Source organism: Flavobacterium ustbae, from assembly GCF_003946915.1.
Taxonomy (GTDB): Bacteria; Bacteroidota; Bacteroidia; order Flavobacteriales; family Flavobacteriaceae; genus Flavobacterium; species Flavobacterium ustbae.
The window spans coordinates 57229-81218 of sequence record NZ_RPOC01000001.1; the positions used below are offsets into that span (position 1 = coordinate 57229).

Annotated in this window: 18 protein-coding genes; 11 read left to right on the plus strand and 7 right to left on the minus strand. The window is 32.6% G+C overall.

The window, feature by feature from the left end:
- The first annotated feature begins 90 nt into the window (after positions 1-90).
- Positions 91-579 (plus strand): GNAT family N-acetyltransferase, encoded by a 489-nt coding sequence (locus EG814_RS00260; RefSeq protein WP_125717756.1) that lies wholly within the window; start codon positions 91-93, stop codon positions 577-579.
- Between the two features lie 219 nt (positions 580-798).
- Complete coding sequence (locus EG814_RS00265) at positions 799-2058, plus strand: aspartate kinase (protein ID WP_125717757.1); 1260 nt, start codon at positions 799-801, stop codon at positions 2056-2058.
- A 61-nt stretch (positions 2059-2119) separates the two neighbouring features.
- On the opposite strand, the gene EG814_RS00270 is transcribed toward EG814_RS00265, so the two are convergent.
- Positions 2120-2392, minus strand: a complete 273-nt coding sequence (locus tag EG814_RS00270; RefSeq protein WP_235830878.1) for a helix-turn-helix domain-containing protein — start codon at positions 2390-2392, stop codon at positions 2120-2122.
- 212 nt (positions 2393-2604) lie between these two features.
- On the opposite strand from EG814_RS00270, the gene EG814_RS00275 reads away from it, so the two are divergent.
- From EG814_RS00275 to EG814_RS00295, 5 genes are all read left to right on the plus strand, one after another.
- A complete protein-coding gene (locus EG814_RS00275) occupies positions 2605-2820 on the plus strand; it encodes a hypothetical protein (RefSeq protein ID WP_125717759.1) in 216 nt (71 codons plus the stop codon).
- Positions 2821-3114: 294 nt separating this feature from the next.
- A complete protein-coding gene (locus EG814_RS00280) occupies positions 3115-3744 on the plus strand; it encodes a hypothetical protein (protein WP_125717761.1) in 630 nt (209 codons plus the stop codon).
- Positions 3745-3912: 168 nt separating this feature from the next.
- Entirely contained in the window at positions 3913-4431 is a 519-nt protein-coding gene (locus EG814_RS00285; protein WP_125717764.1) for a peroxiredoxin family protein, read from the plus strand.
- Positions 4428-5270 carry a DUF6625 family protein gene (locus EG814_RS00290; protein ID WP_125717766.1) on the plus strand — a complete coding sequence of 281 codons (843 nt, stop codon included), beginning with the start codon at positions 4428-4430 and terminating at the stop codon, positions 5268-5270. Before EG814_RS00285 ends, EG814_RS00290 begins: the two co-directional genes overlap by 4 nt.
- A gap of 18 nt (positions 5271-5288) precedes the next feature.
- Complete coding sequence (locus tag EG814_RS00295) at positions 5289-7442, plus strand: peptidase domain-containing ABC transporter (RefSeq protein WP_164515248.1); 2154 nt, start codon at positions 5289-5291, stop codon at positions 7440-7442.
- Positions 7443-7985: 543 nt separating this feature from the next.
- On the opposite strand, the gene EG814_RS00300 is transcribed toward EG814_RS00295, so the two are convergent.
- From EG814_RS00300 to EG814_RS00305, 3 genes are all read right to left on the minus strand, one after another.
- A complete protein-coding gene (locus EG814_RS00300) occupies positions 7986-9701 on the minus strand; it encodes an outer membrane beta-barrel family protein (RefSeq protein ID WP_235830879.1) in 1716 nt (571 codons plus the stop codon).
- Entirely contained in the window at positions 9698-10231 is a 534-nt protein-coding gene (locus EG814_RS21120; RefSeq protein WP_235830880.1) for a TonB-dependent receptor, read from the minus strand. The genes EG814_RS00300 and EG814_RS21120 overlap by 4 nt, the downstream gene beginning before the upstream one ends.
- Before the next feature lie 233 nt (positions 10232-10464).
- Entirely contained in the window at positions 10465-11526 is a 1062-nt protein-coding gene (locus tag EG814_RS00305) for a helix-turn-helix domain-containing protein (RefSeq protein ID WP_125717770.1), read from the minus strand.
- A 325-nt stretch (positions 11527-11851) separates the two neighbouring features.
- Here EG814_RS00305 and EG814_RS00310 point away from each other — a divergent pair, with 325 nt between their 5' ends.
- From EG814_RS00310 to EG814_RS00320, 3 genes are all read left to right on the plus strand, one after another.
- On the plus strand, positions 11852-15286 hold the full coding sequence (locus tag EG814_RS00310; RefSeq protein ID WP_125717772.1) for a hypothetical protein: 3435 nt from the start codon (positions 11852-11854) through the stop codon (positions 15284-15286).
- A 63-nt stretch (positions 15287-15349) separates the two neighbouring features.
- A complete protein-coding gene (locus EG814_RS00315) occupies positions 15350-15925 on the plus strand; it encodes a hypothetical protein (RefSeq protein WP_125717774.1) in 576 nt (191 codons plus the stop codon).
- A gap of 283 nt (positions 15926-16208) precedes the next feature.
- On the plus strand, positions 16209-17288 hold the full coding sequence (locus EG814_RS00320) for a glycosyltransferase (protein ID WP_125717776.1): 1080 nt from the start codon (positions 16209-16211) through the stop codon (positions 17286-17288).
- A 175-nt stretch (positions 17289-17463) separates the two neighbouring features.
- Here the strand turns inward: EG814_RS00320 and EG814_RS00325 are convergent, their stop codons facing one another.
- The 3 genes from EG814_RS00325 to EG814_RS00335 form a co-directional block, all read right to left on the minus strand.
- Positions 17464-18759: a porin gene (locus EG814_RS00325; RefSeq protein WP_125717778.1), complete on the minus strand. Its 1296-nt coding sequence runs from the start codon at positions 18757-18759 to the stop codon at positions 17464-17466.
- Positions 18760-18927: 168 nt separating this feature from the next.
- Positions 18928-20007: a sensor histidine kinase gene (locus tag EG814_RS00330; RefSeq protein WP_125717780.1), complete on the minus strand. Its 1080-nt coding sequence runs from the start codon at positions 20005-20007 to the stop codon at positions 18928-18930.
- 208 nt (positions 20008-20215) lie between these two features.
- A complete protein-coding gene (locus EG814_RS00335; RefSeq protein ID WP_008465097.1) occupies positions 20216-20899 on the minus strand; it encodes a response regulator transcription factor in 684 nt (227 codons plus the stop codon).
- 244 nt (positions 20900-21143) lie between these two features.
- Between EG814_RS00335 and EG814_RS00340 the strand changes: the two genes are divergently transcribed.
- On the plus strand, positions 21144-23894 hold the full coding sequence (locus EG814_RS00340; RefSeq protein ID WP_206430282.1) for a TonB-dependent receptor: 2751 nt from the start codon (positions 21144-21146) through the stop codon (positions 23892-23894).
- The last annotated feature ends 96 nt before the right edge of the window (positions 23895-23990 follow it).

The following is a 23990-nucleotide window of genomic DNA, read 5'->3' on the forward strand; positions in this document are numbered from 1 at the left end:
TGCTACTATTGTATATTTGCTAATTATCTGCAAAAAGCAACAGATAATTCGATGCTTTTTTAGATAATAAATAATTAAAAATACGAATACATGAATATTAGAAAAGGAAATCCTGAAGACATGAAATCGGTGTTGGAGCTTATTCAGGAGCTGGCAATATTCGAAAAAGAACCTGAAGCTGTCGTTATTACAGAGGAAGATTTAGTACGCGACGGTTTTGGAGAAAAACCATTATTCCAGGTTTTTGTCGCAGAGATTGAAAACGAAGAAAAACAGAAGGAAATTGTTGGAATAGCCTTGTACTATTATCGCTATTCTACTTGGAAAGGAAAGACCATTCATCTTGAAGATTTGATTGTAAAAGAAAAAATGCGCGGCACTGGTTTGGGTTCTGCCCTTTATGCTGAAATCATGAAACAAGGAAAAAGAGATAACGTACGAAGAGTCGAATGGAATGTTCTCGCTTGGAATACTCCAGCGGTAAATTTCTATAAAAATTCTGGCGCTAAAATCTTAGACGACTGGCAAGTTGTTCAAATGGATGAAGCAGGTGTTAATGCGTTCTTAGAAAAATTATAAAAAAAATTATTTAGCCACAGATTATTAGGATTAAAATGGATTTTTTTGCCACGAATTTCTCGAATTACACTAATTCTAATTCGTGTTCATTAGTGAAATTCGTGGCAAACTACAACAGATTTTAAAAATCGTTTTTAATCTTTTAAATCTGTGGCAAAAGAAAAAAATAAGATTTCGCCCCAATCTGAAATCTAAAATCTAAAAATCTATAAATTAAAAATGAGAGTATTTAAATTTGGAGGAGCATCGGTAAAAGATGCAGATGGAATTAAAAACGTATACGACGTTTTACAAAAAGTAGGTTACGAAGACGTAATTCTTGTAGTTTCGGCTATGGGAAAAACAACAAATGCTCTTGAAGTTGTAATCAAGAATTACTTTGAAAAATCGACAGAATTGAGTTCTTCTGTTCAGGAAATCAAAAAGTACCACAATCAAATCTTATTGGATTTGTTTGAAGACGAAAATCACGAAGTTTTTACAGCTATAAATGCTCAGTTTGCAGAATTAGAATATTTCTTAGCGCATAATAAATCTCCAAATTACAATTTTGTTTACGATCAGGTTGTAAGTTTTGGCGAATTGATTTCGACTAATATCTTAAGCTATTTTATGAATTTCATGGGAATTCAGACGCAATGGCTTGATGTTCGTAATTTCATTAAAACCGATGCCAATTACAGAGATGCAGGAGTAGACTGGGAAGTTACACAACAAAACATCAGCAAAAATGTACCAAGAAAACAATTGAATATTACACAAGGTTTCTTAGGAGCAGACGAAAACAACTTTACAACAACTTTGGGTCGTGAAGGTTCAGATTATACTGCTGGTATATTTGCATATTGCCTAAATGCCGAAAGTGTAACGATCTGGAAAGACGTTCCTGGAGTTATGAATGCCGATCCGCGTTATTTTGAAAATGCAAGTTTGTTGAACCAAATTTCGTATCGTGAGGCAATCGAATTGGCATTTTACGGTGCAACGGTTATTCACCCGAAAACATTACAGCCTTTACAGAAAAAAGAAATTCCTTTATATGTAAAATCGTTTATAAATCCGCTTCTAAAAGGAACTTGCGTTTCTAAAGGTGTCGATTTAGAACCTCAATATCCGTGTTTTATCGTAAAAAGAGAGCAGTTATTGATTTCTCTTTCTTCAATTGATTTCTCTTTTATTATGGAAGAAAACATCAGCGAGATTTTCGGATTATTCCACGAATTTAAAATCAAAGTAAACTTAATTCAGAACTCTGCAATTAGTTTTTCTGTTTGTGTGGAAGATAAATTTGGAAACTTCCCAGAATTGAATGCGATTCTTTCTAAAAAGTTCAAAGTTGAATACAGCGAAAATGTAACTTTATATACGATCCGACACTTTACCGAAGACGCTGCCGAAACGGTTGAGAAAAACAAAGTAGTTTTATTGAAACAAGTTAGCCGTGAAACAATGCAGATTGTGACTAAAGAACTTAATTAATTTTCTTATCTTAATTATTGAATTCCTTATAAAAGGTTTCATCTTAATTGGTGAAACCTTTTTATTTATTATCGTTTTTCTTCTTCAAGGATTTTACAATTTTCTTCAAATCCTTTATACTGTCACCCAGCTTTTCTTCTATTTCCTGAGGTTTTTTTTCTATTCGTTCGTCGTCTTCCTCAAAAATATCTACTGCGGTAATTTTGTAAAGTTCACATATCTTCCTAATATAATTTGCCCACGAACTTCCGTCTCCTCTCTCTATTCTCGCATAAGTGGATTGCGAAATGTGCAAAAAATCTGCCACTTGCTCTTGAGACCAATTTTTAGACATACGTAATTTTTTTAACTTATTTCCTACAATTATATTCATTAAATAACTTTTCACAAATATAAACATAAGATTTAATTTACAATTATGCAAAATTTGATTTTAAATATTCATTTTTTGAATAACACTTTTCTTATACCATTTTTAAATTTGTTTCATATTAATTTTCTTAAAATTTTTAAATCATGGAAAAATCAGAAACTAAAATTAAAAAAATGAGTCTTACTAATCTTGAAGGAAAATTGACTTTAGAAGAAATGGAAGAAGTTATGGCAGGAAGTGGATTTTTAACAAGTTGTGCTGGAGCAAGTGTAGGTCTTGCTTTAGGCTTTGCTGGCTTATGTGTGGGAGGAGCTTCAGTAATAGGGGCTGGTATTGGTGCAGCAAGCTTTATTTATGCTTCCGCACAATGGGGAGCAAGCTGTCGCTAATTTTCAAGATATTACGCTTATATTTATATAGTAATCAAGTAATTGCAACTTGTACCAAGTTGCAATTAATTTCTACAGAGAAAATTATGAAATATAAAAAAAACATACTATTTATTTTACTAACAATTTCACTCTTTTACACTGGTCTTACGTTAAGTTGGCTTTTTAAAATAGAAAATTTTGACGATATATCATTTGCTGATTTTAAATATTCTATTGCACCATTTCTGTCGTCAATTGCAATATTTATTGGGTACAGAAAAGAAAGACAGAGGGCGTCCAATTTAAAAAAAGATGAATAACTCTATTTTCAAATATCTTTTTCTTACTGTAATATTCATTTTAATTACCGAGGTAACAAATAACGCATTACAAATAGATTACTTGTTACAACGCCATCTTTTAAAGATACTATCATTAGAACAAGCAAATTCATATATAAGCTTTCATCAAAAATGGTACTGGCTAACTTATCTATTTATACCAATAATAATATTTATAAAAATTTCAATTATAACTGTTACCCTTCATGTTTGTTTATTACTAAGTGCTCGAAATTTAAAATTCAGTAAAATATGGAATATAGTTCTCAATGCAGAGTTTCTCTTTTTATTTGTATTTATTTTTAAAATTATTTGGTTTTTATTTTTTCAATCCACTTATACCTTATCAGATGTTCAGAATTTTTATCCACTCTCGGCTTTAAATATTGTCGGATATAACAACTTAGAACCGTGGTACATATATCCCTTGCAAACTCTTAATCTTTTTGAGTTTGCGTATATCATTTATATAGGTTTTCAAATTGGCCAAATAACAAATACAAATACAGATTATGGTTTAAAAATTGTGGCCATAAGCTATGTTCCCACATTGCTTTTATGGATTGTCACTGTCATGTTTTTTACGCTTAATTATTCTTAAAAATAAAAACAGGTTAAAGCATTCTTTTTGCAGTATACTGTATAATACTTATACTCCATGGCATTAGATACTTTTCTACCATCCTGATCCTATTCTAATATTAGGACAGTTAGTTCCTATAGTTTACAAGATGTTAGTTATCATGATCAATAAAAGAACACAAAAAAAATGAAAAAATTTCTAAAAGCTATTTTAGCATCTACCTTTATAATTATTTTTTCTTTATTGTTTTATAAAATTGTTTCTAAAATAACTGCCAAAAAAGAGCTTGAAAACACCATAAAGCACATTCCAAAATTCTCCTATTACGATATTCAAGGAAAGACTTTTGATAACCAAAACTTAAAAAAAGACACTTCGGTTGTTTTCATTTATTTTAATTCAGAATGTGATTTTTGTCAAACAGAAACCGAAATGATAAAAAGTAATCTTGAAAAATTTAAGAAAGTTCAGTTAATTTTTATTTCTTCTGAAAATCTAAATAAAATTAAAACGTTTGCAAAAAATCATCATTTTACTAATTCTGCAAATATTCATTTTTTACAGGATAAACAATCAACTTTTACGGCAACTTTTGATGTGACAGGATTACCAACTATTGTAATCTACAATCAACAAAAAAAATTAATCGCGAAAATAAAAGGTCAGATAAAAATTGATCATATTCTTGAAAAATTAAACCCATGAAAAAACTAACTTCTATTGCGATGCTTACCTGCTGGTATGGCGATTATCCATGGTATTTTCCATATTTTATTCATTCTTGTACTTATAATCCAACCGTTGATTTTATCATCGTTACCAATAATCTAAATACAATTCAGAACAAGCCACAAAATGTTAAGATTGTTTATAAAGCTCCCGAAGACATTCGTGATCTGGCTTCAGAAAAACTTGGCTTTACAGTAAATCTTCAATATCCATACAAATTATGTGATTTCAAACCAGCATACGGTTTTATTTTTTCGGAAATATTGCACGAATATGATTTTTGGGGACATGGGGATATTGACATGGTTTACGGAAACATTAGAGATTTTATGACCGAAGAATTACTTTCTGAACATGATGTACTTAGCAGTCGTCACGATTTTATTACGGGCACTTTTTGTCTATATCGAAATGCAGAAATTACTAATAAGCTTTTTATGCAAAGCAAAGATTATCAAATGGTTTTTAGCAGCCCTGAACATTTTTGTTTTGACGAATGCAACTTTTTATTTTATGAGTTACAAAATGGTGCATCTATATTTGATTTTCCTGAGCGTATACAAAGTATGACTTGGGTTGTTAAACAAGCTGAAAAAGAAGGAAAAATTAAAGCTTTTTTCGATTTCATAATTGTGGAAGGATTACCGGGCGACGTAAAATGGGATAATGGAATTATTTTATACAAGGATGAATTTGAAGGTATGTATTACAATTTGATTCGGTTAAAAAATGTCTGCAAAGATCACATCGCATTAAATCCTGTTCCAAACATTTTTTATTTCACACCTAATGACATTGTTAAAGATAAAATATAGCCTTCATAAATAAATCTAATGATTTCAAAACACATTAAAAATACGCACACTCTACAACTTGAGAGATCTGATTGTGGCGTGGCTTGTTTATTATCAATTATTAAATTTCATAAAGGCAATAACTCACTGGAAAAACTGAGAGAGCTTAGCGGTACTACCTCGCAAGGGACAACTATGCTCGGTTTATATGAAGTTGCCAAAAACATTGGCTTTGATTCAGAGGGATTTAATATCTCCATTGAAATACTGAAAGAAAATACAGAACCTTGCATTTTACAAGTCAAATTAGAAAATGGTTATGATCATTATGTGATTTGTTACGAGTATCAAAAAGAAACAGGATTTTTAATTGGTGACCCAGCTATGGGACTAAGATATTTATCAGAAAACAAACTATGTCAACTCTGGGAATCAAAAAACTGTTTATTTCTTTCTCCAAATCAAAACTTTGTAGCCGAAAAAGATATTAACAAAACAAAGAAAAAATATTTTATTAGTCTGTTAAAAGATGATTTTAAACTCCTTCTAATTTCTATCATTTTAGGCGTTTTTGTTGCTTTACTCGGAATGGCAATGTCTATATTTTCGCAAAAATTAATTGACGATATTCTTCCTTCAAATAATATCCACAAATTAATTTCCGGAATTACTTTATTATCAATTTTGCTTTGTGCAAGAGTTGGCTTATCTATTTTAAGACAACATTTTTTAATACAGCAATCTAAAGATTTTAATAATCGAATAAATAATACATTTTTTTCATCATTATTACAGCTTCCAAAATTCTTTTTTGACACCCGAAAAATTGGGGAATTAACAGCTCGTTTAAATGATACTCAGCGAATACAGAATGTCATAAAAACATTATCTTCTTCATTAGTAATTGATATTTTGGTGGCAATCATTTCTTTAATTATTCTGTTCACTTATTCGATAAAATTAGGTCTAATTTCATTGTTAGGTCTTCCAGTCTATTTCTATATAATATACAGAAATAATAAAAATACTATTAATTCCCAAATAGATGTAATGCAAAATTATGCCTTGACTGAAAGTAATTTCATAAATACGATTCAAGGAATTTCAACTATAAAAAACAATAATAAACAGGCCGTTTTTGACAAGTTGAATCAAAACATCTTTTCTGGTTTTCAGGAAAAAATTTTAAATCTTGGAAAAATAAACATTGTATTATCTTGGCAATCTGGCTTATCGAGTGTTGTATTTATTGTTGGTATTCTAATTTACACCTCTATTCAGGTTTTCAATAAAGAAATTAAAATTGGAGAACTGATGGCTATTTTAGGAATAGCTGGTACACTGCTTCCTTCTATTGCAAATCTGGCGCTTATTTCAATCCCAATAAATGAAGCTAAAATCGCATTTAGCAGAATGTATGAATTTGCATCAATAGAGAAAGAAAAGGAAGAGGGAATCGAAATTTATGAAATTAACACCATTTCTATTAAAAAAGTATCTTTTAGATTTCCAGGTCGAAGCATTCTTTTTCATGATTTAAACATAGAAATTAAAAAAGGAAGCTTTATTGCTCTTGTCGGCGAAAGCGGAAGTGGAAAAAGCACTTTTGGTCAAATTTTAAAACGCTTTTATTCGTTCGAAAAAGGAAATGTAATTGTAAATGATAAACATAATTTGACTGATGTTAGTCTCAAGAGTTATAGAGATTTATTGGGAGTAGTTCCACAAGAAGTTTCAATTTTTAATGGAACCATACTCGACAATATTTTACTTGGTACTACTGATGCTCTAGAAAATATCTTATTATTTATTCGTGAATATGGTTTTGAATATTATTTTGATCAATTGCCTCAAGGTCTATTGACGATTGTTGGTGAAGAAGGAATTAATTTAAGTGGAGGACAAAAACAAATTATTGCATTAGCGAGGGCTTTGTACAAAAAACCTCAATTTTTAATTATGGATGAGGCAACCTCTGCAATGGATCGCAATACGGAAAATTTTACAATGCAACTGCTTCAGAAAATAAAACCAGATTGCTCTATATTATTTATTTCGCATCGTCTTAACAAGCTCAAAAATATAGCCGATTTAATCTATGTTTTAGAAAATAGAACAATATCAAAATCTGGCTGTCATAAAAAGCTGATGGAAACAAAGAATTTTTATAGTGAATATTGGAAAGAAGAATAAGTAAAAAAATTATTTTGCTTATATTTACTTTTCAATTCATGAAAAACCCTTCTCAAAACTAATTAACTATTAGGCGATTAGAATTTTTCATTCAACAATTATAATTTAAAATGACAAAAAAGAATTTTTTACTCGTTTTTATTATCCTTGGTTTATTATACATCTGCATATCTTTAAGTCCGTTACTCAGGAAAGATATAAAAGACATTTCTTATTCCGATTTTAGATTGGTTATTGGACCATTTCTATCTACAGTTGCAGTTCTTGTAACTTACACACAATTGAAAAGAAGAAAAATATCATAATACTTTAAAATTATAATAACTATGAGAAACAGAGCTCCTAAATTATTTGTTGTTGCTTTTAATATTATTGCGTCATTGCTACTTTTTGGTAATGGAAAATTATTTGTTCAAATCGATGCTATTTGGGTTCATTTTCTATTTACATTACTCATAATATGGAACTTGCTCTTGTTTTATATGTTGGCAAAAACAGATAATAACTGATAACATTTTTAAAGGTAACTTTAGAAAATAAATATCACCTCGCCCTATTATTCTCCGACTGCTCAACTTCAGATTTTTTATATCTTATCTTTTTCGAATCTCCAAAATTGTACGATACTATCAATTTAAAATAATTACTCGTATAAGTTCTATGATAATAAATTTGAGTTTGTCCGACATTGTAATCTCCAGAAACCATAAACTTGTGAAAGATATCATTGGCAGAAAAATTGAGTTTTAACGCGTCTTTGAAAAAGTCTTTCTCAATTCCTAAAGTTACGGTCGAACGGCTGTTATCACTTCCCAATCCGTAGCTGCGATCTCCTAAGTACCAAGCCAAAAGCTGCAGTTTAAAAAGTTTCGGAATCGTAAAGGTATTATTCGAATAAAAATAAAACTGCGGTTTTACGGGACTAAATTCAAATTCATAAAAATTGTCTACAGATTTCTGCCAAGTTACGCTGATGGTATTGGTCGAATTCCACCAATTGAGATTGAAAGACCTAGAAAGCGAAGTAAAAAACACATGTCCTTTTTCGAGATTTAAAGCTCTCAAAATATAGCTGTTTGGCGTGTCGCCGCGCAAAGCTGCTGCAGAAATCGGATCAATCTTATACGTATAACCAATTTTAAAATCAAACTTTTTGTACATCGTGCCTATTTCAAAAGCATGCGTTTTTTCTGGGAGTAAATTCGGATTTCCCTCAATTGTAGTAAATGGATCCTGATAAATCACATACGGATTTAAAGCTTGATATCTCGGTCTTGTTATTCTGGAAACATAAGAGAAGTGTCCTTTCCAATCTTCTGAAAAATTAAAATTTAAAAGTGCGTTAGGGAAAAAATTACCATACGTTTTCTCAAATTGCTGAATTCCGTTGGCATTTGTAAAGAGATTATAACTGGTTTTTTCTGCTCTTGCACCAACTGAAAAATTGACTTTTTCGCCCAATGATCCGATGTAATTTATATAGGCGGCTGCGATTTTTTCGTTGTATTCAAAATCGCTCGAAAGTTCCTCATCCAATTCGTAATTCATTTCATCGGCATCGGCAATCAAGAAATCTGTACCCGATTTTATTTTGGCATGGCTGAACTTTGCTCCTATTTCAAGCTTTGCCTTTTCATTTATTCTCTTCGAATAATCGGCTTGAAGGGCAATAATATTAATTCGGCTTCGAACATTATTCTTCAAATATCTTTGAGCATCTGTTTCTTCTACCCAGCTATTTTCTTCAATAAAATCTCCAGTTGTCTGATTGTAATTGGAAAATTGTGAACCTATAAATAATGCAGAACCTTTTTCATCGGTTTTCCTATTATAATTTAAATTGACAAATTGGTTCAGCAAAACATCATTCCGGTCAACATCCGTTGCATAAAAACTGTTTCCAGATTTATTAGTTATCGAATTCCGGCTTTCTGTAATTCCACCCAAATCATTTACATTTCCACTGTACGCTAGCGAAATATAATGGTCTGGAGAAAAACTATACTGAAGTCCAAATCCGAAATTGGAGTAATTATTAAATCTTCTTTTCCAGTCGGTTGTCAATTCCGATTTCATATAATCTTCTGGATTTGGGCGCGTTCTTGTGGTGTACAATAATTCGCGGTTTCTTCCTAACTGCAAACCGTAATTGGTTATAACAGAGAATTTTCCTTTCGAATAATTAAAATCTAAAAGCGTATTGTAACTCGTTCCGCCAAATTTAGAAACCGAAACATGTTGATTGGCCGTTCCCATCATTCCGTTCTCACTTTTTTTTTTGTAATAATATTGATAACCGCTTTTCCTTCAGCATCGTATCTGGCAGAAGGATTTGAAATCACTTCGATTTTCTGAATCTGCGAAACCGGAATTGCCGAAAACCGATCGTAATTGATCAAAACTCCATTGAGATAAATAATGACTTCGCCTTTTCCAAGCACACTAATTTCGCCATCGGCAACCACAACATTTGGAACTCTCGACAGTAATTCGTTTACCGAACTGCTCGTTGCCAAAACTGTTCCGTTCACATTGACATCAATATTCCCATCGGCTCCGTATTTCAATAATGAAGGCTGGTTTTTTATTACAACTTCATTTAATTTATTATGTTCATCATCATTGGGAATTATCGAATCCTGAACAGATAATGGTAATGTTTTTATAATTAAATCCTTCTCTTTAACAAAGGATTTATCTGTAACTTTTTTTACAGCTTGTGCTTTTATTTCGATTGATGAAAAAATCAAGAAATAAACATATAGGATAATTAAAATTAAAAACCTCATAAATTCTAGCGATTAAGTTTGACTTTGATGGAGCAAAAGTCAGTTCTAAATCGCGTTATAAGGTCGTCGAAAGCGAAATCAGGAGTACGGAATTATAAATTAGGACTTCTTTTTGGGAGGGACAAAGGTTCAAAGTGACAGAGTAACAAAGGTTTCTTTATGAAATGCGAAACGATCGCGCAAAGTCGCAAAGTTTTAATTTTTATTCACTGCAAACTTTTCTAAACTAAAATTTATCTAAGCGATAATTCTTGTAATTGATAATTTAAAGGTGTCGTCCCAGTATGTTTTTTGAATGCTGCGAAAAAGGTTGATTTTGAATTAAATCCAACATCGTAACCAACAGATTCTAAAGTTAGTTTATTGTTTGAGGCTATAATTTTACAAGCTTCAGCGATTCTAAATTCATTGACAAAACTGGTAAAATTCTTCCCTAGATTATTATTTAAGAACTGTGATAATTGATGGCTCGAAATATTAATTTCTTGAGACAGATCTTGAAGAGTCAGGTTCGGGTTTTTATACAACCCCTTTTCGCGCATGGCATTTTCTAGTTTTTCAGTCCAAATGACTGCTTCTGCTAAGTCTATTTTTTTATTAAAAATCTTTCCGTTCAATAAAAACAGATCGTCTGTTTTTTTTCTGTACAAAAGAATCGAAATTCCTAAATACAAAATAAATGAAAAAACAACTGCTCCGCTTATATAAGTTGCTCCTGGCGCTCCAATAATAGATAAGAAATAAAATAGAAACAATAGAAAATTCCCTAAAAATAGCATTCCGAACCACATTTCGGCTGGAGTATTTTTCTCTTTTCTACTCAGGATTTTTTTCAAAACAGTGCGAAGTTCAAAGCCTGCAAATACAATATAAATGAACCACTGAAAGTAAATGATTCTTATAAAATAACCTCCCCAGAATTTTGGATAAACTTCATACGGATATAAAATACCAACAGCTACAATTAAAATTCCCCAAAATGCGAATATCAATTTCCATGATTTAGGCATTATCTGAACTTCATCGACTGCCGATTTAATGAAATAATACAAACAAGGCCCTATAAAGAAACAAGCCGTCAAGCCAAACTGCAGATACATTTTAGGCAATTCTGGATGAAAATAAACAAATACAGATTTCCCTATTCGAATACTCAAAGCAAACAAAAGTGCGCCGAGAAAATAATTCGTCAGGTATTTTTTCTTGGTAAAAAAGAAGAAATAAACCCCGAGAATAATTCCGTTGAAAACTCCCAAAGCACTAAAAAAGAATAAAAGTTCTTTGCTAGTATCCATAATTTAAATTAGTTATATCTTAAACAAAGCTAGAAAGATTATTCCTAAATGAAAATAAATCCGTTAACTTTATAATAGTCAAATCCTTCAGCAATTATGGAAAATTTACAAGAACCAAGTGAAGAAACTAAAAACGAGTGGGAAAATGATTATGCAAATCCTAGCTTTATTATAGTTATAGCGTTTTTCGCCTTGATCATTTTACTTTTCATTAAACATGGGAAATAAAATATTTGCACTTCTTTCTGACCAATAAACTACAATTTTCGACACAACAATTCCCAATTATAAATACTACTTTTGGCTTTTTAGAGTTTAAGTATTTATGTTGAAAAAATTACTGTTTTTGACGGTTTTCTTCTGGTTTTCTGCGCTTCAGGCTCAGGAAACTGAATCGCTGTACAAAACCAAAAAAGTAATTGTTTCAAAAGATACCATCCGCCTTGAAAAAATGTCTATCAACTCTGGATTTTTTCAAATTTTGAATACTAAAAACGAGCCGATCGACTCGACTTTTTATAATGTAAATTTTGAAAAAGGATATCTGCTTTTAAACGAAAAATTCCAATCAATTTCAGATACTTTAGTTGTCAATTATCTTAATTATCCAGATCTTTTAACCAAAGAATACAGCCTCTACAAAACAGATCAGATTGTAAGCGGCGACGTTGGAACAGACAAACTGTATCGATTAGATAATAATTCAAACAGTAAAAAAGTAACTCCGTTTGACGGACTGGAAACTTCAGGAAGCATTACGCGGGGTGTTACAGTTGGTAATAATCAGAGTACGGTTTTAAATTCTAATTTAGATCTTCAGATTACAGGAAAACTTTCAGACAAAGTAAGTTTGAGAGCTTCACTGCAAGACAGTAATATTCCGCTGCAAGACGGCGGTTATTCTCAAAAACTCGATCAATTTGATAATATTTTCATAGAACTTTTTAGTGATGATTGGAACATTCGCGCAGGCGATGTTTTTTTAGAAAATAGGAAAACCCAATTTTTAAGTTTCAATAAAAAAGTTCAAGGACTTTCTGCAAATTTTGATTTTGATACCGAAAAAAGCAAGACTAATGTTTTTGCTTCGGTTGCTTTTGTAAGAGGCCAATATGCCAAAAGCACTTTTATTGGACAGGAAGGAAATCAAGGTCCATATAAATTAAAAGGTCTGAATGGCGAATTGTATGTTCTAGTGATTTCGGGTTCTGAGCGTGTTTATGTAAATGGCGTTCTGCTGAAACGTGGCGAAAACAATGATTATGTGATTGATTACAATGCGGGAGAAATTGTTTTCACTTCTCTTTTTACCATTACTTCAGAAATGCGTATTAATGTGGAATACCAATATTCGGAACGAAATTATAATAGACTAGTTACTTACGCGGGTGCAACGCACGAGAACAAAAACTGGAGTTTTGGCGGTTATTTGTATTCTGAAAATGATATGAAAAACCAGCCTTTGCAGCAAAATCTTTCTCCAGAACAAGTTCAAATTTTAAGTGAAGCTGGAGACGATGTCAATTTGATGAAAGCGCCTTCTGCTTATGAAGATGCTTATGCCGAGAATAAAATTTTGTACAGAAAAATATTGGTCAATTCGGTTGAAGTTTATGAATATTCGAACAATCCTACTGATGTTTTGTATAATGTGAGATTCAGTCAGGTTGGAGCAAATACAGGAAATTATATCATTCAGAACAACAATTCGGTTGAGCGTATTTATCAATATGTTGAACCCGTGAATGGAGTTCTGCAAGGAAACTATGAACCTATTGTGCAACTTGTGGCTCCGATAAAACTCCAAGTGGCAACATTTTTAGGAAAATACAATCCGAATGAAAAAACGTTGGTCGATTTTGAATTGGCTGTCAGCAATAATGATCAGAATTTATTTTCTGGAATTGATGATTCTAATAATGAAGGAATCGCTTTTAAAACCAATCTTAAAAAACGCCTTTTTTCTAGAGCGTGGAGTTTAGACGCTTTCGCGAATTATCAATATGTGCAGCAGGATTTTAAGTCGGTCGAGCGTTTGTATAATATCGAATTTAATCGCGACTGGAATTTAACCGGAATCCTTTTAGGAAATCAAAGTCTTTTGGTCACGGGTTTGAATTTTGATTTGTTTTCGAAAAATAAAACTTCAAATATTGGTTTGCTCACCTATCAATTTGAGAAATTAGATTTTAGCGAAAGCTATTCTGGCGCCAGACATACGACAAATGCGCTTTTCAAATTAAAAAGATGGACAATTGAAAACAACGGAAGTTTCCTTAATTCTGATGCAACCGCTTCTACTTCAAAATTTATTAGAAACCAAACCAGAACCAAATATCATTTTGGCAAAAACTGGATTGGCGGGAGCGTGCAGCTCGAAGACAATCAGGAAAAAGATAAAATTACCAATCAGTTTTCGGCTTTAAGCCAAAGATTCTCAGAATATGGTGTTTTTACTGGACGAGGCGACAGCACTAAAGTTTTTGTCGAAGTTGGTTTTCTGCAAAGACGAAATGATAGTTTGCAAAACGGATTATTGCAGCATGTAAATAATTCGCAGACCTATTATTTAAAGTCGAAATTAATTCAGAACAAAAAGACCGATTTAGCCGTTTATGCAAGTTACAGAAATTTGGATTTTACAGACAAATCGAGACAAAACGAACCTTCTTTAAACTCGAGAATTTTATACAATGATCGATTTTTTAACCAATTAATGCAGATTGGAACGGCTTACGAAACCAGCTCTGGAACTATTGCCCAACAAGAATTTACGTATGTGGAAGTTCCGACAGGACAAGGCGTTTACACTTGGAATGATTACAACGGAAATGGCATTCAGGAATTGGAGGAATTTGAAGTTGCCGTTTACCAAGATCAGGCGCGATTTGTTAGGATCTTTTTGCCGAATCAAGTTTACATTAAAACCAACCAAAATAAATTTTCGCAATCTTTAACGCTGAATCCGCTGCAATGGCAAAATGAAAAAGGTTTCAAAAAACTGCTGTCTTATTTTTACAATCAGACTTCTTTTATAATGGATAGAAAGGTAAAAAGTGACGGCGAAAAATTAGAACTCAATCCGTTTGCTTCGTCAGAAGAGAATATTTTAGGATTAAATTCGAGTTTCAGAAACAGTTTGTTCTACAACCGAGGCAAGCAAAAACATTCTGTCACCTATTCTTATCTAGTGAACAAAGGCAAAAGTCTGCTGTCTGTTGGATCGCAAAATGTGCAAAATTATTCGCATCAAATTCAATATACGCACTTATATCAAAAAAGCTGGCTGTTTAATTTGTTCTCCAAAACCATAAAAAATGATTTGGTTTCTGAAGATTTTGTAGAAAAAAATTATGATATCAATGGCTGGCAGTTGGCACCAAAAATCAGTTATTTATTTTCAAAAAACACCAAATTGGATTTCTTCTATGAACTTCAAAACAAGAAAAATCAAATTGGAAATCATGAGACTTTAGACCAAAACAGAATCGGAACTTCTTTTTCTTATGCAGGCGAAAAGAAAGTAACCCTAAATGGAGAGTTTTCTTTTTATCAAAATAAATTTAACGGAAACGAATTTTCATCTGTAGGTTTTCAGATGTTGGAAGGACTTCAAGCTGGATCCAATTTGGTTTGGAAACTGCTTCTGCAAAAGAATCTTACGTCTTTTTTGGATGTTAATTTAAATTATCAAGGGCGTAAAAGTGAAACAGGATCGACTATTCATACAGGAAACGTTCAGCTTCGTGCATATTTTTAAGGAACTGCGAAAAAGATGACAATAAAATGTTTAATTTTAATTGAAATTTAAACATATAACCTTATGAAAAAATTAGTATTAATCTGTTTATTAGTTGTTTTCTCTTCTAATTTTTACGCACAGGAAACAACTTCAAAAACTACGAAAAGCAAAACAGAAGCTTCGGCAAAAAAAGCTAAAACTACTGCAGACAAAGCTGCTACCGACGCCAAAAAAGAAGCCACAAAATCTAAAAAAGCGGCAGATGACGCAAAAGCGGCTTCGTCGAAAGCAAAGAAAGAATCTGCTGACGCAGCAAAAAAGACTGCCGATAAAGAAGCTGCAAAAGCTAAAGCTGATGCAAAAAAAGCTACTGCAGCGTCTGATAAAGCTAAAAGTTCTGCTGACAAAGCTAAAAGCACTGCAGACAAAACCAAAGCCGATGCTAAAAAATCGACCGCAAAAGCTGACGCCGCTAAGAAAGATGCCACAGCTGCTAAAAAATCGGCAACTAAAACTTTAAAAGAAACTAACGAAAAAGCACCGTCTGTTCCAGATAAAGTTACGGGTGAATACAATGGAAAAAAAGTATATACAGGCCCAAGAGGAGGTAAATACTATATTAACAAAAATGGCAATAAAACGTATATTCAGGATTAAGGTTCTACTAAGGTACTAAGGTGCTAAGCTTCTAAGTGCTTAGTAATTAGTGCTTAGTGCTTAGTGCTTAGTGCTTAGTGTGAGGATTACTAAAAAGACCGAACTTTCAGTTCGGTCTTTTTGTTTTGAAAATAAAAAAATTAAAGTTTAGAATCTCAGCACCTTAGAAGCTTAGTACCTCAGAACCTTAGACCCTCAGTACCTTAAATTAATAATTTAGTAATACCCTCGAAATAACATAAAAAACATATTTTTCTATCTTCGTTTTTAAAACGTGCTAAAAATGAGTATTGATTATTCTGCGAATAAAACTATTTTAATTGCTCCATTAAATTGGGGACTTGGACATGCTACGAGATGCATTCCTATTATTAAGGCGCTTCAAGAGAATAATTACATTCCTATTATTGCTTCTGATGGAGTCGCGCTTTCATTATTAAGAAAAGAATTTCCTTACATACAAACTTTAGAACTTCCTTCTTATCATATTGAATATGCAAAGAATGGAAAAAACTTTAAATGGAAGCTGATTAAAAATCTTCCGAAGATGATTACGGCTATTTTGGATGAGAAAAAAATGGTCAATCATTGGATAAAAAAACATGGCATTGACGGAATAATCTCAGACAACAGATTGGGCGTTTTTAGCAGAAAAGTGCCTTCTGTTTTTATTACGCATCAGCTAAATGTAATGACAGGAAATACGACTTGGTTTACGAGCAAATGCCATCAGCATTTTATTAAAAAATACAATGAATGCTGGGTTCCTGATAATAATGGGGAAGTAAACCTTACTGGAGATTTAGGCCACTTAAAAAACAACGAACTAAATTTAAAATACATCGGTCCGTTGAGTCGTATGAAAAAAAAGGACACTCCAAAAATATATGATTTAATGATTATATTGTCTGGACCAGAACCTCAGCGAACTTTCTTAGATGAAAAACTACAGAAAGAAGCGGCAAACTTTCCTGGAAAAGTAGTTTTTGTACAGGGAATTGTTGAAAAATCACAGGAGAAATGGCAGGCAGGAAATGTTACCTATTATAATTTCATGAACTCCAAACAGTTGGAGCAGACTTTTAACGAAAGTGAATTTGTTTTATGCCGTTCTGGTTATACTACTGTAATGGATTTGGCAAAGTTGGGTAAAAAAGCTTTCTTTATTCCGACTCCGGGTCAGTACGAACAAGAATATCTTGCGATAAAACTTCAGGAAGAAAATCTTGTTCCGTATGCAATGCAGGATGACTTTACGATTGAAGATTTATCAAAAGTAAAGTCATTTAAAGGATTATCTCAATTTGAAAACAAAATAGACTGGGATTCGTTATTTACGGTTTTCGAAGACAAAACAGCATAATGGTACTGGGATAAAACAGATTGCTATCGCAAAGACGCAGATTGTACAGATTTAAGCTTTGTCTTTTCCTATAAAAAAACCTCAAGTTAAAGCTTGAGGTTTTTGAATTATATAAAAATCCGTTTTTATCTACGCTTTCGCGAAAGCGAATCTGTTTTATCCGCGTAGTATCTTTTTAGAAGTTAAACTGCGCTTGCAATCTAAGCAGATTTCCTTGCTGTCTGTTTATTGGAAGGGCACTGTCTTCAAAAGTTCTGTCTGCCACTACATACTCTGCTGTAAATTCTAACGCTTTAATTGGCTGCCATTCGATACCAAACTCAAAGTCTCTAACGACATAACTTCTAGCATCTTTCTCATATTTTTTTCCTCCGTCATAATACTGAAATTTGGCAAAAGGATAAATATGCTGTTTTTTAATATCCCATTTATAGTTTAACAAAACATAACCTCCGTTCAAATCGGTTTCGTCGATTGTGTTAGTAAGAGTATTATATCGCGGTCCAGTTCCGATGTTGTATTCAGTTTGGATTCCGAATGGTCTTGGGTACAAAACAAAGGTTGCTCCTACTCTCTGATCTTTTACATATTGTGGATTGTTGACTGTAACTCCAGGTGAAACTTCTCCTGTAAACGCCCATTTACCTGTGTAGGCTTGAATACCAGGCTCGATAATCTGACTTCCGATTACAAAAGGATAAGTTACTCTAGCAACAACGTTTAAATCTCTATTTGCATCTAGCTTATTTGCGATTTGCCCATTGTAAACACCAAAGGCAAAGACTCCAAAATCGCCAGAACCTTTATAACCGTCTTTAACAAGCATTTCAAAACGATCTCTAATTTCGGCTGGAGCCCAATAAAAGAATATTCCTAAATCACGCTCATTTAGAATCGAACTGTTAATTCCATCTGCACGATCTAAAGTTAAACGCTGTGAACTTGACTGCATATTTTCGAATCCATATGGAATTTTACTTTGCCCAACTCGTACGCGATATTCTTTTTTCTTATCAAAAGAAAGATCAAAGTACAAGTCTCTAATCTGTACAAAGTTCTGAATTCCTGTACTTGGCGAACTGGCAAAATCGGGTTGAAAATAAAAAAACACGTTCGGATGAACCTGTCCTGAAAATACTAAACGGGCACGACGAATAAAAAGTCCGTTGTTTGCTTTTGCATCGGGAGCCGTCGAAGTTGTTCCCCATGATTTATCACATTGATCGCAGGAAACTTTATCATTTGTAGAAAAAAGACCATTATATCTAATTTGAGCATATCCTCTCAACGAAATTCTATCGTACCAATGCTCTTCTCCACTTACTCCAGATTTGGTGTCCGGAAGTTTTGCTTTATTGATAGAATCTAAAAGACGCATTACTTCGTTTTTTATATCCTCTTTATTTATTTCTTGTGAATTTGCACCCCAAGATACCGCTAATACTACTGCAACAATTATTCTTTTTATCATTTTTTTCTAATGGCCTTAATTTCAGGATGCAAAGATGACTCACCTATGTTAAGAAATCATTAACCAGATGTTACTATAATAAAAATTTAATGTTACGCACTAAATCCGTATGTTGATTTATTGTTAAACACCCCGTCTTTAGGGCGTTAGGCTTACTTGAGATTCTCTTTATTTAACCTCAGCTTTTACCGATTTATTTGCTTTTTCGAGTGTAAAAGAGAATTCAGATCCAATTCCGAACTCACTTTCTACATAAACTTTCTCCTTATGAGCTTCAATAATATGCTTCACAATCGCTAATCCTAAACCAGAACCTCCTTCAGATCGTGTTCCGCTTTTATCTACTCGATAGAAACGCTCAAAAAGTCTTGGAATATTTTGCTTTTCGACCCCTTCTCCGTTATCACTAATTCGGATTAAGACTTTTTTCTTCGTTAAGTTTACCACGCCAACTTCGGTAAGACCGCCTTCTTTGCCGTATTTAATAGAGTTTACAATCAGGTTTTCCAGCACTTGCTGAATTCTATCCTGATCTCCTCTAATCATAACCGATTTTACGTTTTTACTTTCAAAAGATAATTTGATTTTCTTTTTGTCTGCCTTCATTTCCAGCAGTTCAAAAACATTCTCAATCAATTCGACAATATCAAAATCAGTCATATTCAAATCTAAATCTCCTGATTCTAATTTGGTAATCATGTCCAGATCTTCTACTATATATATAAGTCGCTCTACTCCTTTTTCGGCACGTTTTAAATATTTCTTTCTAATATTTTTATCATCCATTGCACCGTCTAGCAAAGTAGAAACGTAACCTTGAACAGTAAACAAAGGGGTTTTTAATTCGTGCGAAACGTTTCCTAAAAACTCTCTTCTATATTGTTCACGAATTTCGAGCATTTCGATTTCAAGTTTTTTATCGGTTGCAAACTTTTTCACTTCACGCGAAAGCGTTTCCATATCGGTATTAATAGGCTGATTGATCAGTGTTGTTGATTCTAATAAAGAAACCTCATCGTAAATTTTCTTTACCCTTCTATAAATAAAGCGTTCTACACGATATTGCAAAACCAAAAAAGAGAATATATAAATGACAATAATAAAGATTATTCCAAATGCTACTTGATGTTTTAGCTGGTTTTTGTAAAACAAAGACATCAGCATGAGCACAAATCCTGTAGTAAATAGACTGATATACAATGCCGATTTAATAGCAAATTTGTATGTTTTTTTAAAATTAATCTTCATTGAAATATTTAAAAATTATATTTTGAACCGTATAAGTCATATAAGTTCATTTAAAGTAGAAAACTAAAAAATTACTTTATGACATAAAAAAAGGAAATCTTTGTCAAAGTTAAAAACTTTGACAAAGATGATCTTAAATTATTTATTATCGATACTATAAATTAAATGAACTCATATGGCTTATATGGTTCAAATATTTACAGTATAATTAAACCTCAAATTTATATCCTACTCCTTTGATTGTTTTAAAAAGGTCTTCTCCAATTTTTTCTCTCAGTTTTCTGATATGAACGTCAATTGTTCTTCCTCCCACTACAACTTCGTTACCCCAAACTTTGTCCAAGATTTCGTCTCTTTTAAAAACTTTGCCTGGTTTTGAAGCCAATAAATAAAATAATTCGAACTCTTTTCTTGGTAAAGCGATTTCTACATTACCTTTTATGATTTTGTATTCCTCACGATTAATCTCGATTCCGCCTACATTTAGCGTATCTGTAACAACTTCTTGTTCTTTTAACCTTCTTAACAGCGCCTTTACTTTAGACACTAATAATTTCGGTTTAATTGGCTTAGTAATGTAGTCATCTGCACCAGCGTCAAAACCAGCCACTTGAGAATAATCTTCACTTCTTGCTGTAAGGAATGTTATGATAACATTATTTAATTCTGGAATTTTTCTAATATGCTCGCAAGCCTCCATTCCGTCCATTTCTGCCATCATCACGTCCATAATGATTAATTCTGGCAGCTCCTTCTGCGCCTTTGCTATAGCATCTTTTCCGTTTGATGCTGTAACAATCTGGTAGCCTTCTTGAGCAAGGTTATAGCCAACGATTTCTAAGATATCTGGTTCGTCGTCAACTAATAAAATCTTAGTTTGTGTTTTTTTCATAAATAGCAAAAATTGAGATTTTTATATCGAAACTTCTTCATTAAACATTCGATATTTCTTATTTCACAGGGTAAATATACTAACAAAAGAACCTTTAAAAAATGGTGTTAACCGTAATTTAATCTCGTAACAATTTGATAATCTTAACAACACAAAAACATAACAAGTCGGTAACATGGACTTCACAGAGTGGTTCTTTCTTTGCACCAAAATATTTAAGACACAAACACAACACTGAAAAAAAATGAAAATCAATTTAAGATTTCTCTTTATTGCATTATTTATCTGTACGATTTCGATCGCGCAAAACAAAGGTACGATTTCTGGAGTTCTAACTGATAAAGATATGAACAACGATCCTCTACCATTTGCTAATGTTTTAGTTAAAGGTACAAATATTAGCGTAAATACCGACGTAGATGGAAAATATTCCTTAAGCGTAAATCCTGGAAATTATACTTTAATTTTTAGTTTCCTAGGATATGAATCTGTAGAAGCTCCAGTTGCTGTAAAAGCAAACGAAACTGTAGTAGTTAATCAAGGACTTTCGTCAGGAAGTTATACCCTAAAAGATGTAGTCGTTCAAGCAACTGCAGTAAGCAAACAAAAAGAAACAGCTCTTTTATTAGAACAAAAAAATGCGGTAGACATCAAACAGTCAATTGGTGCGCAAGAACTTTCTAGAAAAGGTGTGGGAGATGTGGCTGCCGCTGTTGTAAAAACATCAGGAGTTTCTAAACAAGAAGGAAGTAATAACATTTACGTAAGAGGTTTAGGAGACCGTTACAATACTACTTCTATGAACGGATTGCCGATCCCATCAAATGACCCACAGAAAAAGAACATTGCACTTGATCTTTTTTCAACCGATATTGTAGAATACATCTCAATTGACAAATCATACGGAGCAAAAATGTATGGCGATTTTGGTGGAGGAAATGTAGATATCGTTTCTAAAGATTACCGTGGAAAAGGAATGTTCGAAATTTCTTTAGGTTCTAAAGTGAACACTAATGCCGTACAAAACTCAAGTGACTTCTTACTACAGCAAGGACCTACAAAAACTGGTTTTGTTTCATACGGAGTGCCTAACAACCCTTTGACTAGTTATAGTTTCGAAAACAGCTTAAATCCTAAAAAAGAAGCTCCTTTTGGAGGAAACTTCAACCTAAAAGCAGGCAAAACTTTCAATATTGGTGAAGAAGGAAAACTAAGCCTTTTTGCAACTGCAGGTTTTGGAAATGGTTACGAATATAGAGAAGGATTAACTCAAAGTGTAAATGCTCAAGGTGCTTCATTAAAATCTTTCAATCAAGAAAAATTCACTTACAACACCAATACTACTGGAATGTTCAACGCTAATTATCGTTTGAACAAAAACCATAAAATTGGATACAACTTTTTGTTCGTAAATACATCTGAACAAACTAGAGATACTTATTATGGTTCTGATCGTGATTTTGATAATTCTGATGCTAATCTTTATGTTCAAAGAGGTACGTTTACACAAAATACACTTTACATCAACCAGCTTTTAGGAAGTGATAAAATAACAGACAAAATTAATTTGGATTGGGGTCTTTCATACAACACCGTAAAAGGTAATATGCCAGACAGAACTCAAAACAAAATGTTCCACAACCCTACAACTGACGTTTATACACTTGCTCAAAGAACAACGACAGATAACCAAAGATATTCTCAAGATCTTACAGAAGACGAAGCTGCCGCTAATATCGCTTTTAGCTATAAATTAGGAGATGCAGAAAATGGCGAGTCTAGAGGAAAAATAACTGCTGGTTACAACGGTAGATTTAAAAAACGTGACTTTGAAGCTATTCAGTTTAACTTTAACATAAGCCAGACAGGACAAAACACAAGTTTAAATCCAAATAATTTAGATGCATTCTTTAATCAGACAAATTATGATAATGGTTTATTCTCGATTGCAGCTTTTGCAGGAATGACTCCTCAAACTTATGATGGAAAACAGGATATACACGCAGGATTTGGTATGATAGAATACAAATTATCTGAAAAACTTAGTGGTGTATTAGGTCTTAGATATGAAAAAGTTTCTCAGACAGTTAACTGGAGAACACAACTTGATGCCGCTGGAGGAACAAATACATTTGACAGAAATGAATTTTTACCAAGTGCTATCTTAAAATATGAGCTAAACGAAAAACAAAATCTTCGTTTTGCAGCTAGTAAAACGTACACATTGCCACAATTTAAAGAACGTGCTTTGTTTATTTACGAAGATGTAATGGAATCTGTACTTGGAAATCCAAGCTTATATCCTTCACAAAATTACAATGTTGACCTGAAATGGGAAATGTTCCCAAAAAGCGATGAGTTATTCTCTGTTACTGCTTTTGGAAAATACATTTTAGACCCAATTAACCAAATCATTATCGCTTCTTCTGCAAATGATATTTCTTTTGTGAACATTGGAGATACTGGTTACGCATACGGAGTAGAATTGGAAGCAAGAAAAAATATCCTTGAAATTGAAGGAGAATATACAAACAAATTATCTTTTGGATTTAACGCTTCTTTGATGAAAACGCATCAAGATATTGACAATGCTAAAGTAAACGATGAAACAGACGGAAGAATCAACATTAACACAACAGATAGCAGTTCAGGATTTACAGGAGCTTCTGATTTGATTCTAAATGCAGATTTATCTTATACTAAAAACTTCAGAAACGATTCTGGAATTATGGCTACCCTAGCATACGCGCATTATTCTGACAAACTTTATGCTATTGGAACGGAAGGAAAAGGAAATTTAGTAGATAAATCTATGGGATCTCTAGATCTTGTTTTCAAAACTAAGCTTAACAAAAACCTTGGAATTGACTTTGGAGCAAGAAACCTTTTAAACCCAGAATTTAAGAGAGTTCAAGAAAATGCAGGTGGAGATATTTTAGTTTTCAATTACAAAAAAGGAATCAATTTAGGATTGGGAGTAAACTACCAGTTCTAAGAGAAACACAAAACAAATGTTGAGTTATCAATTTCTTAACATTCCAATAAAAAACAAATAACAAATAGATTACAACGGCTTAACGTTGATTCAGGC